Genomic DNA, 15,391 nt, shown 5'->3' with positions numbered 1-15,391 from the left:
GCCCCTCTAAATACCTGCATTACGGGCTATCACCCCGCCTGCACAAATTACAATCACCGCAGATTGGCGCGCAAAGCCCCTGACTTCACACCACCGACGCGCGTTTGAAAGCTTCCCGGCCACGCATTGCCTTGCCATAGGCCAGCAGATTTTCATGCTCGACAGGGAATTTTGCCGAATAGGCCCAGTTCAGGCAATGCGTCATGATGATGTCGGGAACGGTCATCCGCTCGCCCATGAGAAACGGCCCCTCAAATCGTTCGGCCAGCCGCGCGATATTGCGCGCAAACTCCCAGCGCAGCGAATGCTTCACATCCGGCACGCGATGCTCTTCCGGCAGGATCATGGCGTGGCGCATCGCCACCCAGAGAAGCGAATCTAGCTCATCCAATATCTGGTTGGTCAGCCCATCCTGCCACGCTCGTTCAATCGTGCCGGCCGGATAGGTCATGTCGCCATGTTTATCGGCCAGATAGGTCATGATCGCCGTGCTGTCAGTCAAAACCGCGTCGCCATCTTTCAGCACCGGGATCTTGCCCGACGGGTTCACCTTGCTCACCAGTTCGGAATGCGGTTTCACCTTGGTGTGGGTATAAGGCTGACCCAATTCCTCCAACATCCAGATTACCCGTGTTGCCCGGCTTGGCGTGGCTCCAATCACTTCATACATATTGCGCTCCCTTCTGACAGAAATCCTGTTGTTCGACTATTTCAGCCGTTCGATGACACCCGCCCGCCAAGGCAGGCTTTAGCCGATGGTTTGCCCATATGTTCAGGGAATACCAGCACAATTGCAGCGACGTTGCGTTGGCGCAGGCTCCAACAGGCACCTACCGCGGCATCACTTGCGGCTCAGCATCGCCAGGCGGATCAGGCTGCGTTCCACCAGTGCCATCGCAGGCGCGCGTTGGCCTGCGCTGCGCAGCTGCAAATCGGTATCGGTCAGCATGCCCAGCGCTGTTTCCAGCTTGCGTGCGCCCCAGCCCTGCGCCTGGCGCAACATCCGATCGCGCCGCGGCCCGAATATCGGCGGCCGCATTCGTGCAATACCCTGCGCTGCACCGCCGGGGTCGCTCGCCGCCGTATAAAGCGCCCGGAAATGCCGCATCGCGCCAATGCATAATCCCACCGGCTGCACGCCCTGCGCCTCAAGTTTGCGCATCACCGGGCCGATCTCGCCTGTCTTCCCTTCGGCCACGATATTGAGCACATCATCCAGCACTGCCTCAGTCGATGTAGGAGCCACAGCCGCCACATCGGCAGAGGAAACAGGGCTGTCATCGCTCAGCTTGTAGAGCCCGAGCTTTTCAATAACCTGGCGCAGATCTCCCGGCCCCATGTCGTGGCTCAGACCGACCAAATCGGTCATTGCATTGCTGGACACGTCGCGCAGTCCCGCCTTGGCCATCTCGTCTTCTATCTCGGCGCGGCTCGGCGGGTCGTCGTAAATCCCGACGGCATAGGCATTCCGATGCCCCTCGAACAACTTGCGCAGTTTCGAACTGGCCTTGAGCATTCCGGCCGTAATGATCACCTGCGCATCGCCCTCGACCCAAGCCTCCAGCGCCGCCGTCACAGTGGGCGTGACGGTATCGTTGGCCTCTTCGACAAACGCCACCCTTGGCCCCGGGAAAAAGCTCTGCGCCTTGATCGCATCAAGTAGCATCGCGGGGTCTTTGCGCAATTCGGCCCCGCTCATCCGCGCCAGCCGCATTTCCTCGTCGCCTTTGGGTCCGATCAACGCGGCAATCACCTCCTGACGCCGCAGCGCTACACGCATCGCGTCCCCACCATAGATCAACACCCCGGTGCGCTTTGGGTCGGGCTTGGCGAAATAGCCCGCAGCATCACGCGGCGAGAGCTTCATTGCGCCAGCTCCGCGGCCTTCGCAATAAGCCGCGTGGTAATCTGATCGGCGAGAATGGTCATCAACCGCTCACGCGCATCGCGCTCCGCGCCTTGGGTCGCAACGGTTGAACCTGTCGCAGAATAACCGGTGAAACTGTCCACCGTGCCAGTTTGCAGCACCTTGCCATCGCCCAGATCGCGCAGCGCATAGGTCGCCTTGCCAATCACATTGAAGCGGGTGGTGATGTTGGTGGCATTGATCGCCATGCGTTCTTGCTTGACCTCCAACGCCAACGAAAGACCATAGCTTGGCACCACCGCTCGGCCCAACCGGTGTTCCAACTGCTGCACCAGAAGATAGCTGTTGCGATCTACCGGCTCGTCGATCTCGATCGTGCCCTGTAGTCGCCCGGCGCCACCTTCTGGCCCATAGGCGGGGGTAAACCCACACGCCGACAGAAACAGTGTCGGCACCAAAATTTTCAGAAAGCTTCGTCTCTTAGACAACCACATTCACAATCCGCCCCGGCACAACGATCACCTTCTTCGGCGCATTGCCGTTTAGCGCCTTTTGAACAGCATCCGTCGCCATAGCCAGTTTTTCAACCTCTGCCTTGCCCATATCCTTGGGCACGCTGATTTCCGCACGCCGCTTGCCATTGATCTGAATCGGCAAGGTCACTGTATCGTCAATCAACATCGCCTCATCAGCCTTGGGCCAGGGCGCCGAAGCAATCAGGCCCTCCCCCCCCTGACGGAGCCATATATCTTCGGCCAGATGCGGCGTCATCGGCGCCATCAACTGGGCCAGCGTCATTACCGCCTCGCGTTGTGCCGCCTTACCGGCTTTTGATTTCGAAAGCGTGTTGGTAAATGCATAGAGCTTGGCAATCGCCGCGTTGAACCCAAAACTTTCGACACCCATCGTTACGTCATGGATGGTCTTGTGCATCTCGCGCAGCAACTCTTCGTCGCCCTCGCCGATCCCTTCGCCCATCGCGTTGATCCGATCACTAAGAGACCAGACACGCCCGAGAAACTTGTGCGTTGCCTCTGCACCGCTTGCAGTCCACTCCACATCACGCTCGGGGGGGCTGTCGCTCAGAACGAACCAGCGCGCCGTATCGGCACCGAACTCGGCGATGATATTCACCGGATCGACCACGTTGTTCTTCGATTTCGACATCTTGGCCGACGGAATGATCTCGACCTCGGAACCGTCCTTGAGGAAGCCCTTGCCCTCGCGCAATTCGACCTCTTCGGGATAATGATAGACTGGCCGCCCATCCTTACCTTTGGTCTTGTAAATCGCGTGCGTCACCATGCCTTGGGTGAACAACGCATCAAACGGCTCGATCGCGCTTTCCGGCAGGTGGCCACAGATATGCATCGCCCGCGCGAAAAACCGCGAATAGAGCAGGTGCAAAATCGCGTGCTCAATACCGCCGATATATTGATCGACGTTCATCCAGTAAGACGCTTCTTCCATATCCGTCGGTGTCGTTGCTCTCGGCGCAGTAAACCGCGCGAAATACCAGCTCGAATCGACAAACGTGTCCATCGTGTCGGTCTCGCGCTTGGCCGCCTTGCCGCATTTTGGACAGCTACAATCACGCCATGTCGGGTGTCGGTCCAACGGATTTCCCGGCTGATCAAAGGTCACATCATCGGGAAGCACAATCGGCAGGTTCTCTTTCTTCTCGGGCACCACGCCGCAGGTCTCGCAATGCACCACCGGAATCGGCGCGCCCCAATAGCGTTGGCGGGAAAGCCCCCAGTCGCGCAGGCGATACTTGGTCACACCAGTGCCCCAGCCCGCCTTTTCGACAAAGTCGATGGTGGCGTCGATGGCTTCCTGCCCCGTTGCCTCGTCCAATCCAGCGAAATGATTCACCCATTTCACCACCTCGGTTTTCGGCGGCACAAAGGCTTCCTTGTCCACCGGCTTGGGATCGCTGAGCGCAAAGAAAGTGTCGATCACCGGCAATTCATACTTATGGCAGAAATCCAGATCGCGCTGATCATGCGCCGGACAGCCGAAAATCGCGCCCGTGCCATAATCCATCAGGATAAAATTGGCGATCCACACCGGCAGTTCCCAATCCGGATTCAGCGGATGGCGCACCTTGATTCCGGTGTCATAGCCAAGTTTCGGCGCGGTCTCGATGGCCTCTTCCGTGGTTCCGCCCTTGCGTGCCTTGGCAACAAAGGATTTCACCTCGTCGCTCTCCGCCTCAAGTGCGCGCGCAATCGGGTGATCCGGTGAAATACCGACAAAGCTCGCCCCCATCAGTGTATCAGGCCGCGTGGTATAAACCTCGATCGGCTCACCGCCATCGACCCGCTCAAAGGAAAACTGCAAACCCCGCGATTTGCCGATCCAGTTCTCCTGCATCAGCCGCACCTTGGCAGGCCAGTTCTCCAGCGTATCCAGCGCCTCTAGCAATTCTTCGCTGAAATCGCTGATCTTGCCGAACCACTGGGTCAGCTCACGCCGTTCAACCTCAGCGCCCGAACGCCAGCCCTTGCCGTCGATCACCTGTTCATTCGCCAGAACGGTCATATCCACCGGATCCCAGTTGACCACCGCGTTCTTGCGGTAAACCAGCCCCTTTTCCATGAAATCAAGAAACAGCGACTGCTGCTGGCCGTAATATTCCGGGTCGCAAGTGGCAAACATCCGGGACCAATCGAGCCCGAATCCCAGCGGCTTCATCTGCGCCACCATGTCGTCAATGTTGGAATAGGTCCATTCCTTGGGGTGTCCGCCAATCGCCATCGCGGCGTTTTCCGCCGGCATGCCAAACGCATCGAATCCCATCGGGTGCAGCACGTTAAAGCCATTGGCCAGCTTGTAGCGCGCGATCACATCGCCCATCGTATAGTTGCGTACATGCCCGATATGGATGCGCCCCGACGGATAGGGAAACATCTCAAGCACATAGTATTTCGGCTTGTTGCCCTCACGGGTGGCGCGGAAAATTCCGGCTTTGTCCCAGGCTTCCTGCCATCTGGCTTCGATTTCGGCTGGCGAATAGCGGTTCATGTCTGATGGCTCTTGCTTGAAAATTTCAACGTTGTGTGGGGTGATAGGCTGCACGCGCGCGTTGGTCCAGTCCGCTTTGTAACGCCACCTCTACTGTGCAAGCCGAAATATCACGTTATAACCGGTATAAGAGCGAACTCGGGAGCGGATTTACGCGCGCAAAACACATGAAAATCCTTTTTATTCATCAGAACTTCCCAGGACAGTTCAAACATCTCGCCCCGGCACTCGCCGCCCAGGGCCATCTGACTGTTGCGCTGACCTTGCGGGTCGACAAACCGACAGTTTGGCAGGGTGTGCGTATCCTGCCCTATAAGCTGTCGCGCAAAACCGGTCAGGTGCTCCATCCCTGGCTGGTAGACCTCGACACCAAGGTCGTGCGCGCCGAAGCCTGCTTCAATGCCGCGCTCAAATTGCGCGCTTCCGGTTTCATGCCGGATGTCATTCTGGCGCATCCCGGCTGGGGGGAATCGCTGTTCCTCAAGGATATCTGGCCCGAGGCGCGTATCGGCCTCTACTGCGAGCTTTATCACAAGCCCGTCTATCCGCACACGGGCTTTGACCCCGAATTCCAGCCGGAAATCCCTGTCACTGAACCGCTCCGGCTGCGAATGAAGAACATTAACAATCATCTAAGCTTTGCCATGGGCGATGCCGGCCTCAGCCCGACACGGTTCCAGGCAGATACTTTCCCCGACAGCTTTCGTGACCGCATCAGCATCTGTTTCGACGGGATCGACACCGATCATCTCGTGCCCAACACAGATGCGACATATCCCATCAAGGACGGCCCAACGCTCAGCCGCAAGGATGAGATCATCACCTTCGTGAATCGAAATCTCGAACCCTACCGCGGCTATCACATCTTCATGCGCACTCTGCCTCGGTTGTTGAAAGAACGCCCCAATGCGCGCGTCCTGATCGTCGGCGGGGACGAGGTAAGCTATGGTGCGCGCCCGCCCAAGGGCAAAACTTGGAAGCAGATCTTCATCGACGAGGTTCGCGAACAGATCAGTGATGAAGATTGGGCGCGGGTGCATTTTCTTGGCCGCATCCCCTATGATCGCTTCGTTGCGCTGCTTCAGGTCAGCCGCGTGCATGTCTATCTCACCTATCCCTTCGTGCTGTCATGGTCGCTGTTTGAAACCATGAGCGTCGAGGGCGCCATCGTTGCCTCCGATACGGATCCTGTGAAAGAGCTGGTCACGCATGATGAAACCGGAAGATTGGTCGATTTCTTCGACCGCGACGCGCTGATTGCGGAAGTCTGCAACCTGCTCGACGATGCGGCATTGCGCACAAGGCTGGGCCAAGCCGCCCGCAAACATGTGGTAAGCCATTACGATCTGAAAAAGATTTGCCTACCGGGTCAGCTCAAATGGGTGCACGACCTTGCAGAATTGCCACCCCGCACAATGGGTTCGCCCTGCATTTGATCCGGGGGATGGGCATTCTGCCTATCTTGCCGGTTCTCCTGCCTGGAGCGTTTAGGCAGAAACGCTCTGCCTACGGGCTCAGAATCTCTTGTCGCTGATCCGCATCTGACGTGCGCGGTTCAGAATTGCGTCTTCCACGGCGCGCTGTGTTCCGGCGGCCACTGGCCCGCCCCGCGTGGCAATCGCGACATTGAGCGAGCGCGCATCCAGCGCCGGGTCTTTGATATAGACCGTCGCACGATATGCCCGCCCACCACCCGGCGGCGTGCCATAGCCCATCACGATCACACCAGTGAACGGATCAATGCTTTGCACCGGAAGGAAGTTCAGCACATCAAGCGACGCGTTCCACAAGTAACGGTTCACTTTGACAGTCGTGCCGGTATCTTTGCGCTTGAAGAGATCAAAGATCGAGGTCTGGCCAACCTGGCTCATCCCACCGCGACCTTCGATAACCGGCGCGCCCTCGTCATCCTCGGAATCGACGGCATCACGCGCGCCGCCAAAGCCGACCTGTCCTAACGAGCCCATCCCGCTGCCACCACAAGATGCCAGCGTAAACGCGACCAGCCCAGCGGCCAGAAGTTTGAAAGCGTTCAAGGTTTGCATGTTTTTGCCCCGGTCCTGCCCTTCTGATACTCTCCTACCCAAGCGATGCGATAGGAGCAAGGTTTTATCGCGCGCGCCATCGACCTATGATAAACCTCTTTGATCCCGTGCAAATTGCGGTTTTCAGGGCTGCGAACACTTTACTGCATAGGGGCACGTCGAAACTGTGGCATTGCTGCACCAATTTCACCCCCCTATGCGCATGGCCCACCTGCCAGACTTGCAATGCCCCCCCGTTTGGAGCGAGAGAGTGGCCTATACCCACTACGGATTCCCCGTTTTGGGCGCATGACTGGAAAACCGAGGGAAAACACATGAAAAAGATTCTCTTCGCAACGACCGCTCTCGTCGCCACTGCAAGTGTCGCCGCAGCTGACGTGTCGTTCAGCGGCTATGGCCGTTTCGGCGCAATGGACAACGGCGCCACATCCGGCGTTTACAGCCGTCTTCGCCTGCAAATCGATATGTCCACCGAAGCAGACAATGGTCTGAAATTTGGTGCGCGTCTTCGCCACGAGCAAGACTCGTTCAACGGCGGCGTCGTTAACGGCGGCCCCGGTGGCTTCAACGGCGTGCGTTTCTACGCAGCAGCCGGCGGCTTCCAACTCGGTGTTGGCAACATCATCGGCGCCATCGAAGCAATGCCTGGCCTCTACATGAGCACTCAATCGGCTGGTATCGGCCTCTCGGGTCTCGGCTTCTCGAACCTCGTGACCAACACCCAAGGCCAAGGCTACTGGGGTTGGGACGCTTACTCGTCCAAAGGTAACGGCGGCCTCGGCGGCGGTGCTGTTCGCGGTAATGGCGTTGAAATCATGTATTCGGCTGGCGACTTCGGTGCTCACCTGTCGCACACCGGTAACGGCGTAGGCGAACTGACCGCTCTGCAACTGAACTACAAGTTCAACGACTGGACCGTTGCAGCTGCTTACCAAGACGCTGCATGGGTTGGTGGTGACAAAGTTGTTCTGACCGTTGGCGGCAAAATCGGCCCGGCAAACATCGGCTTGGCATATGCTGACAACGACGGCATCGGCAAATTCGGCCTCTATGGTAACATCGACGTAGGCGCGGCAACCCGCGTTGACGTATTTGTCACCTCGGAAGATGGCGTTGCTGGCGGCGAAACCTACGGTCTGGCTGTTTCGCACAGCCTCGGCGGTGGTGCATCGCTCGAAGCTGGTGTTGCACGTGACGACACCAATGCTACCGGTGGCGTGACCATGTATGACATGGGTATCCGCTTCAACTTCTAATTCAGAAGTCGAACGATCCAATAAGGAAGGGCAGGTCATTTGACCTGCCCTTTTCTTTTGCCCTGTTCTTTGGTTCCCTGATGATGTTCATTCCGCTCGACCCATCAAACAGGACCGCCCATGTCGCTTACCGAAATCCAGACCCGAATCGCCAAAGCCGAAGCTGACGCAGACCGCGCGCCCGGCTCGGTCAAGCTGATCGCCGTATCCAAGGTTCAGCCCGAATCTCGCGTGCGTTCCGTTCTGGAGCAGGGTCATCGCCTTTTTGGCGAAAACCGGGTGCAGGAAGCCGCCGGAAAATGGCCCGCCTTCCGCGAATCATTCCCCGATACCCAAGTCCACCTGATCGGACCGCTGCAAACCAACAAGACACGGGCTGCGTTCGAGCTTTTCCAGGCAATCCATTCTGTCGATCGCCCCAAACTCGCCAAAAGCATCGCCCGCATTGCCCAAGAAGATGGCCATTGCCCCACCCTCTTCATTCAGGTCAACACCGGCGAAGAGCCGCAAAAAGCCGGCATCCTGCCCGCCGATGCAGATTCATTCATCGCTGAATGCCAAGGCATGGATTTGCCAATCGAAGGTCTGATGTGCATCCCCCCCGCCGATGAGGAACCCAGCCTGCATTTTGCCCTGTTGGCAAAAATCGCAGCCCGCAATGGCCTCACTGGTCTCTCAATGGGCATGAGCGGTGATTTCGAACGCGCCATCGCCCTTGGCGCTACGCATATACGCGTCGGATCAGCCATTTTTGGCGATCGCGTGCCCGCCTGATTCTACCCCGCCAGCGCCTCCGGCACGATCAACCGAGCCCCAGCGTGTAATCTCTCTGCAAGCCATATTAGATCACTGCGCGCAAACGCCACGCAGCCTTCCGTGGGATAACCGGGCCGCCGCCACTGATGTAGAAATATGGCCGACCCTTTGCCCGCTTCGGCATTCGGCCAATTCCAATCGGTCACCAGCACAATGTCATAAAGCGGATCGGCCCGCCGCAGCACCTCATGACTATGCCCATAGGGCGCCCGCACCATCTGATTATACCCAGCCTCGCTGCTCGCATCCGACCACAGATCTCCCGGTCTGATCGCCTTGGCCCAGGCATTCGGCTGCGCAAGCCGGTCAGGACGATAAAGCACCGCAACAATTTGGTGCGCACCAACAGGCGTGGCGCCGTCCCCTTCACGCTTGTCGGCCCGCACGCCCCCCCTACCGATCGAGCAGGGCAAATACCGCCCCGCAAATCGCACACCACGTCGCGTCAGAACCAAATCGCGGTTAGCAGCACCAGCCAGCGTCACAGCAAATGCCCGGATTTCGCGGCCTTGGTCGCAAGATAGGCGCGGTTATGCTCACTCTCACCCACCTTCAATGGTACACGCTCAACCACGTCCACGCCATGCGCCTGCATCATCGCGATCTTGCGCGGATTGTTGGTCAAAAGCCGAACCGCGCTAAATCCCATCGACTGCAAAATCTGCGCCCCAATGCGAAAATCGCGCTCATCATCCTCAAAGCCCAGACGATGATTGGCCTCGACTGTATCAAACCCCTGATCCTGCAAGGAATATGCCCGCATCTTGTTGGCAAGCCCGATACCGCGCCCCTCTTGGTTGAGGTAGAGCAGCACGCCTTCACCCTCCGCCCCCATTTGCGCCAGGGCGCCGCGCAGTTGTGGCCCACAATCGCATTTGAGCGAGCCAAGCACATCGCCGGTGAAACAGGCCGAATGCAACCGCGCAAGAACCGGCATATCCCGCGAAGGTCGCCCGATTTCGATTGCATAATGCTCCTCGCCGCCATCCTCGGGCCGAAAAATATGCAGCCGCCCCGCCTCTGCCGCCGCCATCGGCAGACGCGCCGCCACGACCGGGTGCAACTCCGCAGACGCTTCCAGCACCGGACCGGCCAGAGCCTCACTTACAAGCGTCAGATTGTTCTCAGCCGCGAATTCTCGCGCGTTGCTCAATTCCATAACCAGAGCCGCAGGCAAGAGCCGCGCCGTCTTGGTCAGCCGAATCGCCAACCGGTGAAGCGTCACATCGCCGCCCCGTGCCGCTTGAAGTGGCCCCTTCATGGGTGCCTTGAGATCATCCGCCGGATCAGCCACAGCCAACACCCAAGAAAGCCCCGCATCCAAAGGCAAAGCTATCCGCGCCAGAGCGCCATCATAGGCGCGCGCCTTTAGAGTCTCTGCCCGCCGCGCCGTAATCGCCAGATGAGGTTCCCCGCCCATCGCCCGAAGGTCAGCGAGCCGCTGCGCATCAAGTGTCTCAGCCGCCAGCATCAGAACCGCCTCGCCCTGCGCTCCGATCAACACAACAGGCACACCCATACGCAAATCAGCATGCGCACGAGCCAGCGTTTCTGTAATATCCGGGGCAAAACTCATGTAGTCTTCCTATATCTGAACGGCGCATTTTGAAACATTCGCCGTCCCCTTTACACGAGGCCGTGAGGGAATTGCAGCATATCTTGCTGTCGCAGCCTCTCCACCTCATCTGTTGCTAACGCCAATGAGGAGGCCGAAAAAATGGCACAGCTCAAGAAGATACTACTCGTCGATGACGATGAAGACCTGCGCGAGGCGCTCAGCGAACAGCTCGTCATGACAGAAGACTTCGACGTTTTCGAAGCCGCCAATGGTGCCGAAGCAATGACTCGGGCCAAGGAAGCAATCTATGATCTGGTCATTCTCGATGTCGGCCTGCCCGATACCGACGGGCGCGAACTTTGCCGTCTGATGCGCAAGCAGGGTGTCAAATCTCCGATTCTCATGCTCACCGGCCATGACAGCGATTCCGACACCATTCTCGGCCTCGATGCAGGCGCCAATGATTATGTGACTAAACCGTTCAAATTCCCCGTGCTGCTTGCCCGCATCCGCGCCCAGTTGCGTCAGCATGAACAGTCCGAAGATGCCGTCTTTTCGCTTGGTCCCTATACCTTCAAACCGGCCATGAAAATGCTGCTGACCGAGGACGAGCGCAAAATCCGGCTGACCGAGAAAGAAACCAATATCCTCAAGTTTCTCTATCGCTCATCCGAAGGCGTGGTGGCGCGCGATGTACTCTTGCACGAAGTGTGGGGCTACAATGCGGGTGTCACAACCCACACGCTGGAAACCCACATTTATCGCCTGCGCCAGAAAATCGAGCCCGATCCCTCACAAGCCCGCCTGCTGGTAACAGAGTCAGGCGGCTACCGTCTCATGGCCTAAATGTCACAACATATGCGTTGTATGGAATTCCATACTCGTTTGAGACAGATCAAAGTTGTATTGTGAAGGAAGATATAGAGTTCACCCATCCCGTTGCATGTGCGGGTTATCACATGCACCTCCCTGTTGGACTTGGCCCGGGCTTGCCCGGGCTTTTTTTTGGGGCCAAACCCATTACGAATCCGGTCCAAAACGCTGCATCCACTCGCTCACCTCCTTGCGCCGCGTCCGCGACACCGGAATATCCGTGCCGTCCTTCAGTCGGAGGAACCGATGGCCGTTTTGGCGGATCAGCCCGTCAATCGCCTGGCGGCGCACCCAATAAGAACGATGTGTTTGTATGCCGTGTTCCGGCCCAAGCTGTTCTGTCAGATCGCGTAACGCAGCCCGCAAAAGCTCTCGTCCCTCATGAAAGACAAACTCAACATAATGCTCAACCGATTTCAGATAGAGCAGCCCCTCAAGCGCGATCTGGCGATCCTGCACTTCCAGCTCCGGTGACGTCCCCGCATCAGATGATCGCACAACACCGTCCGCCGAAAGCGACCCATCCTCGATCTCCTCACCGTTCCACTGCACCCGTCGAATCTGCGGAAATTTGGGCAGGATGAAGATCACCATCATCAACTCGAAAACCACCGCAATCAGCGTAAAGCGCAGGATCTCGCCCCATATCGTGATCGTTTCCAACTCGGGAAACTCAAGCCAATACACAAACACAACATAGTTGACCCAGATCAGCACAACGACGGCCACCGCATGAAACAACCCCGACGGCACGACGAAATCGCGCTGCGCAAAGCGCATCAAACTATTGCAAAACTGGAACTGCGCTATCCACACCGCCGTGGACAAACTGCAATTGAGAACCCAGAACACCGGCCGCCACCCCAAGGGCAACGTGACCCCGAACAGCACCGGATTGACCAACGCAATCAGGATTCCAAACGCGATTAGTGATCCCTGGAATAGTCTGGAGCGCAATACCTGCAAGGCATCGTTCAGCGTCGCACGAAAGACATAGCCGTTCATGGCAACAATACGCAGTTCGTGACAAATGGGCTTGTTTTGCTGTGTTTTCATTCGAACTATGACAGGGCCGAGCAGTGTAGCCAGTGTAGCGTAAGCAGTGACAGATCGCAAAACAACGTTTTGCCTCCACCGTTAGCTTGTAGCGATTGCCCGAAGGTACTCGGTAAGGCCTGAGAACCTTCATGGGTTCCTCAGGCCTTTTTCCATTTCGTTGCTGGTGTCTTCTCCACCCAACAGATAGCCTGACCGCGTTCGCGCCATTCAGGAGAGATCATGCCCTTCACAATCGCCACCTGGAACATCAATTCGGTGCGCCTGCGCGAACCAATCGTCTGCAAGCTCCTGCAAGAAGAAGCGCCCGACGTGCTCTGCCTGCAAGAATGCAAAAGCCCCGTCGACAAGATCCCACGCGAGATGTTTTCAGAGCTTGGTTATTCCCACATGGTTGCGCGTGGACAGAAGGGTTACAACGGCGTCGCCATCCTGTCGCGCTTGCCGATTGTTGAAGCCGGAGACCATGATTTCGCCTCGCTTGGCCACGCCCGCCACATTGCCGGGCGGTTGGAAAACGGTGTCACAATCCACAATTTCTATGTCCCCGCCGGGGGCGATATCCCTGATCGCGAGAAAAACATCAAATTCGGCCAAAAACTCGATTACCTGACCGAGATGCGCGATTGGTTCCATGCCGAGAAGCCCAAGAAATCCATCCTCGTCGGCGATCTCAACATCGCGCCCCGCGAAGATGACGTCTGGTCGCACAAGAAACTCCTCAAGATCGTCTCGCACACCCCCATCGAAGTCGAACATCTGGCCGAAACCCAGGATGCCGGCGGCTGGGTCGATGTTACCCGCGCTGATATCCCCGAAGGACAGCTCTATTCCTGGTGGTCCTACCGCGCCCGCGATTGGGACGCCGCCGACAAAGGGCGCCGCCTCGATCATGTCTGGGCCACGCCCGATATCTCCAATGCCGCTCACTCAAGCCGTATCCTGCGCGCCGCGCGCGGCTGGGAAAAGCCCTCGGACCACGCGCCCGTCTTCGCAACGTTCGACCTATAAGCAACGCGCGGCTATATTTGCCCTTTGAATCCGACCCGCCGGACCTCATATAAGGTCCGAAACCAGCATAATAATGAGGCAACCGATGCTCGAACTTGGACAAACCGAAACCCCCACCACCGATCTGGTCAAGGACGTCTCGGAAGCCGATTTCATGGCCGACGTGATCGAGGCCAGTAAGACTGTCCCCGTGATCGTTGATTTCTGGGCACCGTGGTGCGGCCCCTGCAAAACGCTTGGCCCGGCGCTGGAAGGGGCTGTGCAAAAAGCAGGCGGCAAAGTCCGCATGGCCAAGGTCAATGTCGATGAAAACCAGATGATCGCGGGCCAGCTACAGGTGCAATCCATCCCTACAGTCTATGCCTTTTGGCAGGGCCAGCCGGTCGATGGGTTCCAAGGCGCGCTACCGCCCTCGGAAGTTACGAAATTCGTCGAGAAAACCGCTGCCCTCGCGGGTGACGGCGATGATGGAGGCCTGGCCGAGGCGGTCGCCGCCGCAGAAGAAATGCTCGCGGAAGGCGCCGCTGTCGACGCCGCGCAAACCTTCGCCGCAATCCTTGAGGAAGATCCCGCGAATGCCCCCGCCTATGGCGGACTGGTGCGCGCGCACATCGCAACGGGCGATCTTGATCAGGCCGAAGCCGTACTCAACGGCGCCCCTGCCGAGATTTCCGAAAAACCCGAGCTTGAAGCCGCCCATGCGCAACTCGATCTGGCAAAGCAGGCCGCCAACGCCGGACCCGTCGGCGAGCTGCAAGCCGCCGTTGAAGCGAATGGCGACAATCATCAGGCGCGGCTTGATCTGGCCATGGCGCTACATGCGAGCGGAGACGTCCAGGGCGCCGTCGATCAACTGCTCGAATTGTTCCGTCGTGACCGGGAATGGAACGAGGCCGCCGCCAAGGCTCAGCTTTTGAAGATTTTCGAAGCCTTGCCACCGCAGGACCCCATCGCGCTCAACGGTCGCCGCAAGCTCGGCTCGATGATCTTGGTCTAAGCGGGTGTTTCGCGCTATCATCATTCCATGACAAGCCTCATCGACCTTCCCGAGGTTATCCCGGTTTTCCCACTCCCCGGCGCGCTATTGCTGCCGCGCTCGCGTCTTCCGTTGCATATTTTCGAGCCGCGTTACCTGACGATGCTCGAAGACGCACTCAAGACGCCGGAGCGGCTGATCGGCATGATCCAACCCTACGAGGTGCCGGGCCGCTCAGATGGTAGCGGGTTAATGACGATCGGTTGCGCCGGACGGGTCACGCACTTCTCTGAAACCGAAGATCACCACTACATGATCACGCTTTCAGGTGTGTCGCGGTTTCGCGTCCTTCAGGAGGTTGAAGGCTTCACCCCATATCGCCGCGCTCAAGTCTCCTGGAACGGTTTCGAGCGCGACCGTGGCGGCGCCGACCAAGACCCCGACTTCAACCGTGCGCGGTTCATGACGCTTCTGAGCCGGTATTTCTCGACCAAAGGGCTCAACACCGATTGGGATACACTGAAAGACGCCGAAGCGGAGCTTTTGATCAATTCCCTGTCGATGCTGCTCGAGTTTCAACCGGAAGACAAACAAGCCCTGCTCGAAGCGCCGTCGCTTTCGACACGCCGCGAAACCCTTGTAACCCTGATTGAATATTCCCTGCATGGCGGGGACGACGAGGATTTGATGCAATGAGTGATTCCACCCCCGCCTTCGACCGCCACATGCTCGAAGCGCTGGTCTGCCCACAAACCCAGAGCGTGCTTGAATATGACGCCAGCGCCCAAGAGTTGATCAGCAAACCCGCTGGTCTGGCCTTTCCGATCCGTGACGGCATCCCGGTGATGCTGATCGACGAGGCGCGCAAGCTCGATTGACGGCAAGCTGCGCAAAATGCGCGCCCGT

Annotated in this window: 16 protein-coding genes; 8 read left to right on the top strand and 8 right to left on the bottom strand. The window is 58.1% G+C overall.

Translation table 11 applies throughout. The annotated features are described in order from the left end of the window. Nucleotides 1–85 precede the first annotated feature (85 nt). The 4 genes from LZG00_12510 to leuS form a co-directional block, all read right to left on the bottom strand. The gene (locus LZG00_12510; GenBank protein MCF3594819.1) at nucleotides 86–670 is read right to left on the bottom strand and encodes a glutathione S-transferase family protein; all 585 of its coding nucleotides are present in this window, start codon (nucleotides 668–670) and stop codon (nucleotides 86–88) included. A 171-nt stretch (nucleotides 671–841) separates the two neighbouring features. Then, entirely contained in the window at nucleotides 842–1,867 is a 1,026-nt protein-coding gene (locus LZG00_12505) for a DNA polymerase III subunit delta (GenBank protein MCF3594818.1), read from the bottom strand. After that, nucleotides 1,864–2,361, bottom strand: coding sequence for an LPS assembly lipoprotein LptE (lptE, locus tag LZG00_12500; protein MCF3594817.1), 498 nt, complete (start codon nucleotides 2,359–2,361; stop codon nucleotides 1,864–1,866). The genes LZG00_12505 and lptE overlap by 4 nt, the downstream gene beginning before the upstream one ends. After that, a complete protein-coding gene (leuS, locus tag LZG00_12495; GenBank protein ID MCF3594816.1) occupies nucleotides 2,348–4,894 on the bottom strand; it encodes a leucine--tRNA ligase in 2,547 nt (848 codons plus the stop codon). Before leuS ends, lptE begins: the two co-directional genes overlap by 14 nt. 167 nt (nucleotides 4,895–5,061) lie before the next feature. On the opposite strand from leuS, the gene LZG00_12490 reads away from it, so the two are divergent. Beyond that, the gene (locus LZG00_12490) at nucleotides 5,062–6,330 is read left to right on the top strand and encodes a glycosyltransferase (GenBank protein MCF3594815.1); all 1,269 of its coding nucleotides are present in this window, start codon (nucleotides 5,062–5,064) and stop codon (nucleotides 6,328–6,330) included. A 78-nt stretch (nucleotides 6,331–6,408) separates the two neighbouring features. Here the strand turns inward: LZG00_12490 and LZG00_12485 are convergent, their stop codons facing one another. Further along, nucleotides 6,409–6,939, bottom strand: a complete 531-nt coding sequence (locus LZG00_12485; GenBank protein ID MCF3594814.1) for a DUF3576 domain-containing protein — start codon at nucleotides 6,937–6,939, stop codon at nucleotides 6,409–6,411. Between the two features lie 314 nt (nucleotides 6,940–7,253). Here LZG00_12485 and LZG00_12480 point away from each other — a divergent pair, with 314 nt between their 5' ends. Then, nucleotides 7,254–8,195, top strand: coding sequence for a porin (locus tag LZG00_12480; protein ID MCF3594813.1), 942 nt, complete (start codon nucleotides 7,254–7,256; stop codon nucleotides 8,193–8,195). Between the two features lie 120 nt (nucleotides 8,196–8,315). Next, nucleotides 8,316–8,969, top strand: a complete 654-nt coding sequence (locus LZG00_12475; GenBank protein MCF3594812.1) for a YggS family pyridoxal phosphate-dependent enzyme — start codon at nucleotides 8,316–8,318, stop codon at nucleotides 8,967–8,969. 2 nt (nucleotides 8,970–8,971) lie between these two features. Here the strand turns inward: LZG00_12475 and LZG00_12470 are convergent, their stop codons facing one another. Together LZG00_12470 and ribA are read right to left on the bottom strand one after the other, a co-directional pair. Then, nucleotides 8,972–9,496 (bottom strand): L,D-transpeptidase family protein, encoded by a 525-nt coding sequence (locus tag LZG00_12470; protein ID MCF3594811.1) that lies wholly within the window; start codon nucleotides 9,494–9,496, stop codon nucleotides 8,972–8,974. Further along, on the bottom strand, nucleotides 9,493–10,587 hold the full coding sequence (ribA, locus tag LZG00_12465; GenBank protein ID MCF3594810.1) for a GTP cyclohydrolase II: 1,095 nt from the start codon (nucleotides 10,585–10,587) through the stop codon (nucleotides 9,493–9,495). Before ribA ends, LZG00_12470 begins: the two co-directional genes overlap by 4 nt. A 141-nt stretch (nucleotides 10,588–10,728) precedes the next feature. Between ribA and LZG00_12460 the strand changes: the two genes are divergently transcribed. Beyond that, complete coding sequence (locus LZG00_12460; GenBank protein ID MCF3594809.1) at nucleotides 10,729–11,415, top strand: response regulator transcription factor; 687 nt, start codon at nucleotides 10,729–10,731, stop codon at nucleotides 11,413–11,415. A 174-nt stretch (nucleotides 11,416–11,589) separates the two neighbouring features. Here LZG00_12460 and LZG00_12455 read toward each other — a convergent pair whose 3' ends face one another. After that, a complete protein-coding gene (locus LZG00_12455; protein ID MCF3594808.1) occupies nucleotides 11,590–12,498 on the bottom strand; it encodes a LytTR family transcriptional regulator in 909 nt (302 codons plus the stop codon). A gap of 222 nt (nucleotides 12,499–12,720) precedes the next feature. Between LZG00_12455 and LZG00_12450 the strand changes: the two genes are divergently transcribed. The 4 genes from LZG00_12450 (at nucleotide 12,721) to LZG00_12435 (ending at nucleotide 15,363) form a co-directional block, all read left to right on the top strand. Then, nucleotides 12,721–13,509 carry an exodeoxyribonuclease III gene (locus tag LZG00_12450; GenBank protein ID MCF3594807.1) on the top strand — a complete coding sequence of 263 codons (789 nt, stop codon included), beginning with the start codon at nucleotides 12,721–12,723 and terminating at the stop codon, nucleotides 13,507–13,509. An 85-nt stretch (nucleotides 13,510–13,594) separates the two neighbouring features. Next, complete coding sequence (gene trxA / locus LZG00_12445) at nucleotides 13,595–14,506, top strand: thioredoxin (protein MCF3594806.1); 912 nt, start codon at nucleotides 13,595–13,597, stop codon at nucleotides 14,504–14,506. Between the two features lie 27 nt (nucleotides 14,507–14,533). Then, a complete protein-coding gene (locus LZG00_12440; GenBank protein MCF3594805.1) occupies nucleotides 14,534–15,181 on the top strand; it encodes an LON peptidase substrate-binding domain-containing protein in 648 nt (215 codons plus the stop codon). Then, entirely contained in the window at nucleotides 15,178–15,363 is a 186-nt protein-coding gene (locus LZG00_12435) for a Trm112 family protein (GenBank protein ID MCF3594804.1), read from the top strand. Before LZG00_12440 ends, LZG00_12435 begins: the two co-directional genes overlap by 4 nt. The last annotated feature ends 28 nt before the right edge of the window (nucleotides 15,364–15,391 follow it).

This window comes from Rhodobacteraceae bacterium LMO-JJ12 (assembly GCA_021555075.1).
Classification (GTDB): Bacteria; Pseudomonadota; Alphaproteobacteria; order Rhodobacterales; family Rhodobacteraceae; genus JAKGBX01.
Note: the sequence above shows the minus strand (reverse complement) of the source record. Positions and strands in the feature narration are given on the sequence as shown.

Coding starts and splice junctions, on each gene's coding strand:
- ribA (MCF3594810.1), bottom strand. CDS start 10,587: ATGAGTTTTGCCCCGGATATTACAGAAACGCTGGCTCGTGCGCATGCT.
- LZG00_12485 (MCF3594814.1), bottom strand. CDS start 6,939: ATGCAAACCTTGAACGCTTTCAAACTTCTGGCCGCTGGGCTGGTCGCG.
- LZG00_12505 (MCF3594818.1), bottom strand. CDS start 1,867: ATGAAGCTCTCGCCGCGTGATGCTGCGGGCTATTTCGCCAAGCCCGAC.
- leuS (MCF3594816.1), bottom strand. CDS start 4,894: ATGAACCGCTATTCGCCAGCCGAAATCGAAGCCAGATGGCAGGAAGCC.
- LZG00_12455 (MCF3594808.1), bottom strand. CDS start 12,498: ATGAAAACACAGCAAAACAAGCCCATTTGTCACGAACTGCGTATTGTT.
- LZG00_12435 (MCF3594804.1), top strand. CDS start 15,178: ATGAGTGATTCCACCCCCGCCTTCGACCGCCACATGCTCGAAGCGCTG.
- LZG00_12510 (MCF3594819.1), bottom strand. CDS start 670: ATGTATGAAGTGATTGGAGCCACGCCAAGCCGGGCAACACGGGTAATC.
- LZG00_12475 (MCF3594812.1), top strand. CDS start 8,316: ATGTCGCTTACCGAAATCCAGACCCGAATCGCCAAAGCCGAAGCTGAC.
- LZG00_12450 (MCF3594807.1), top strand. CDS start 12,721: ATGCCCTTCACAATCGCCACCTGGAACATCAATTCGGTGCGCCTGCGC.
- trxA (MCF3594806.1), top strand. CDS start 13,595: ATGCTCGAACTTGGACAAACCGAAACCCCCACCACCGATCTGGTCAAG.
- LZG00_12440 (MCF3594805.1), top strand. CDS start 14,534: ATGACAAGCCTCATCGACCTTCCCGAGGTTATCCCGGTTTTCCCACTC.
- LZG00_12490 (MCF3594815.1), top strand. CDS start 5,062: ATGAAAATCCTTTTTATTCATCAGAACTTCCCAGGACAGTTCAAACAT.
- lptE (MCF3594817.1), bottom strand. CDS start 2,361: ATGTGGTTGTCTAAGAGACGAAGCTTTCTGAAAATTTTGGTGCCGACA.
- LZG00_12460 (MCF3594809.1), top strand. CDS start 10,729: ATGGCACAGCTCAAGAAGATACTACTCGTCGATGACGATGAAGACCTG.
- LZG00_12480 (MCF3594813.1), top strand. CDS start 7,254: ATGAAAAAGATTCTCTTCGCAACGACCGCTCTCGTCGCCACTGCAAGT.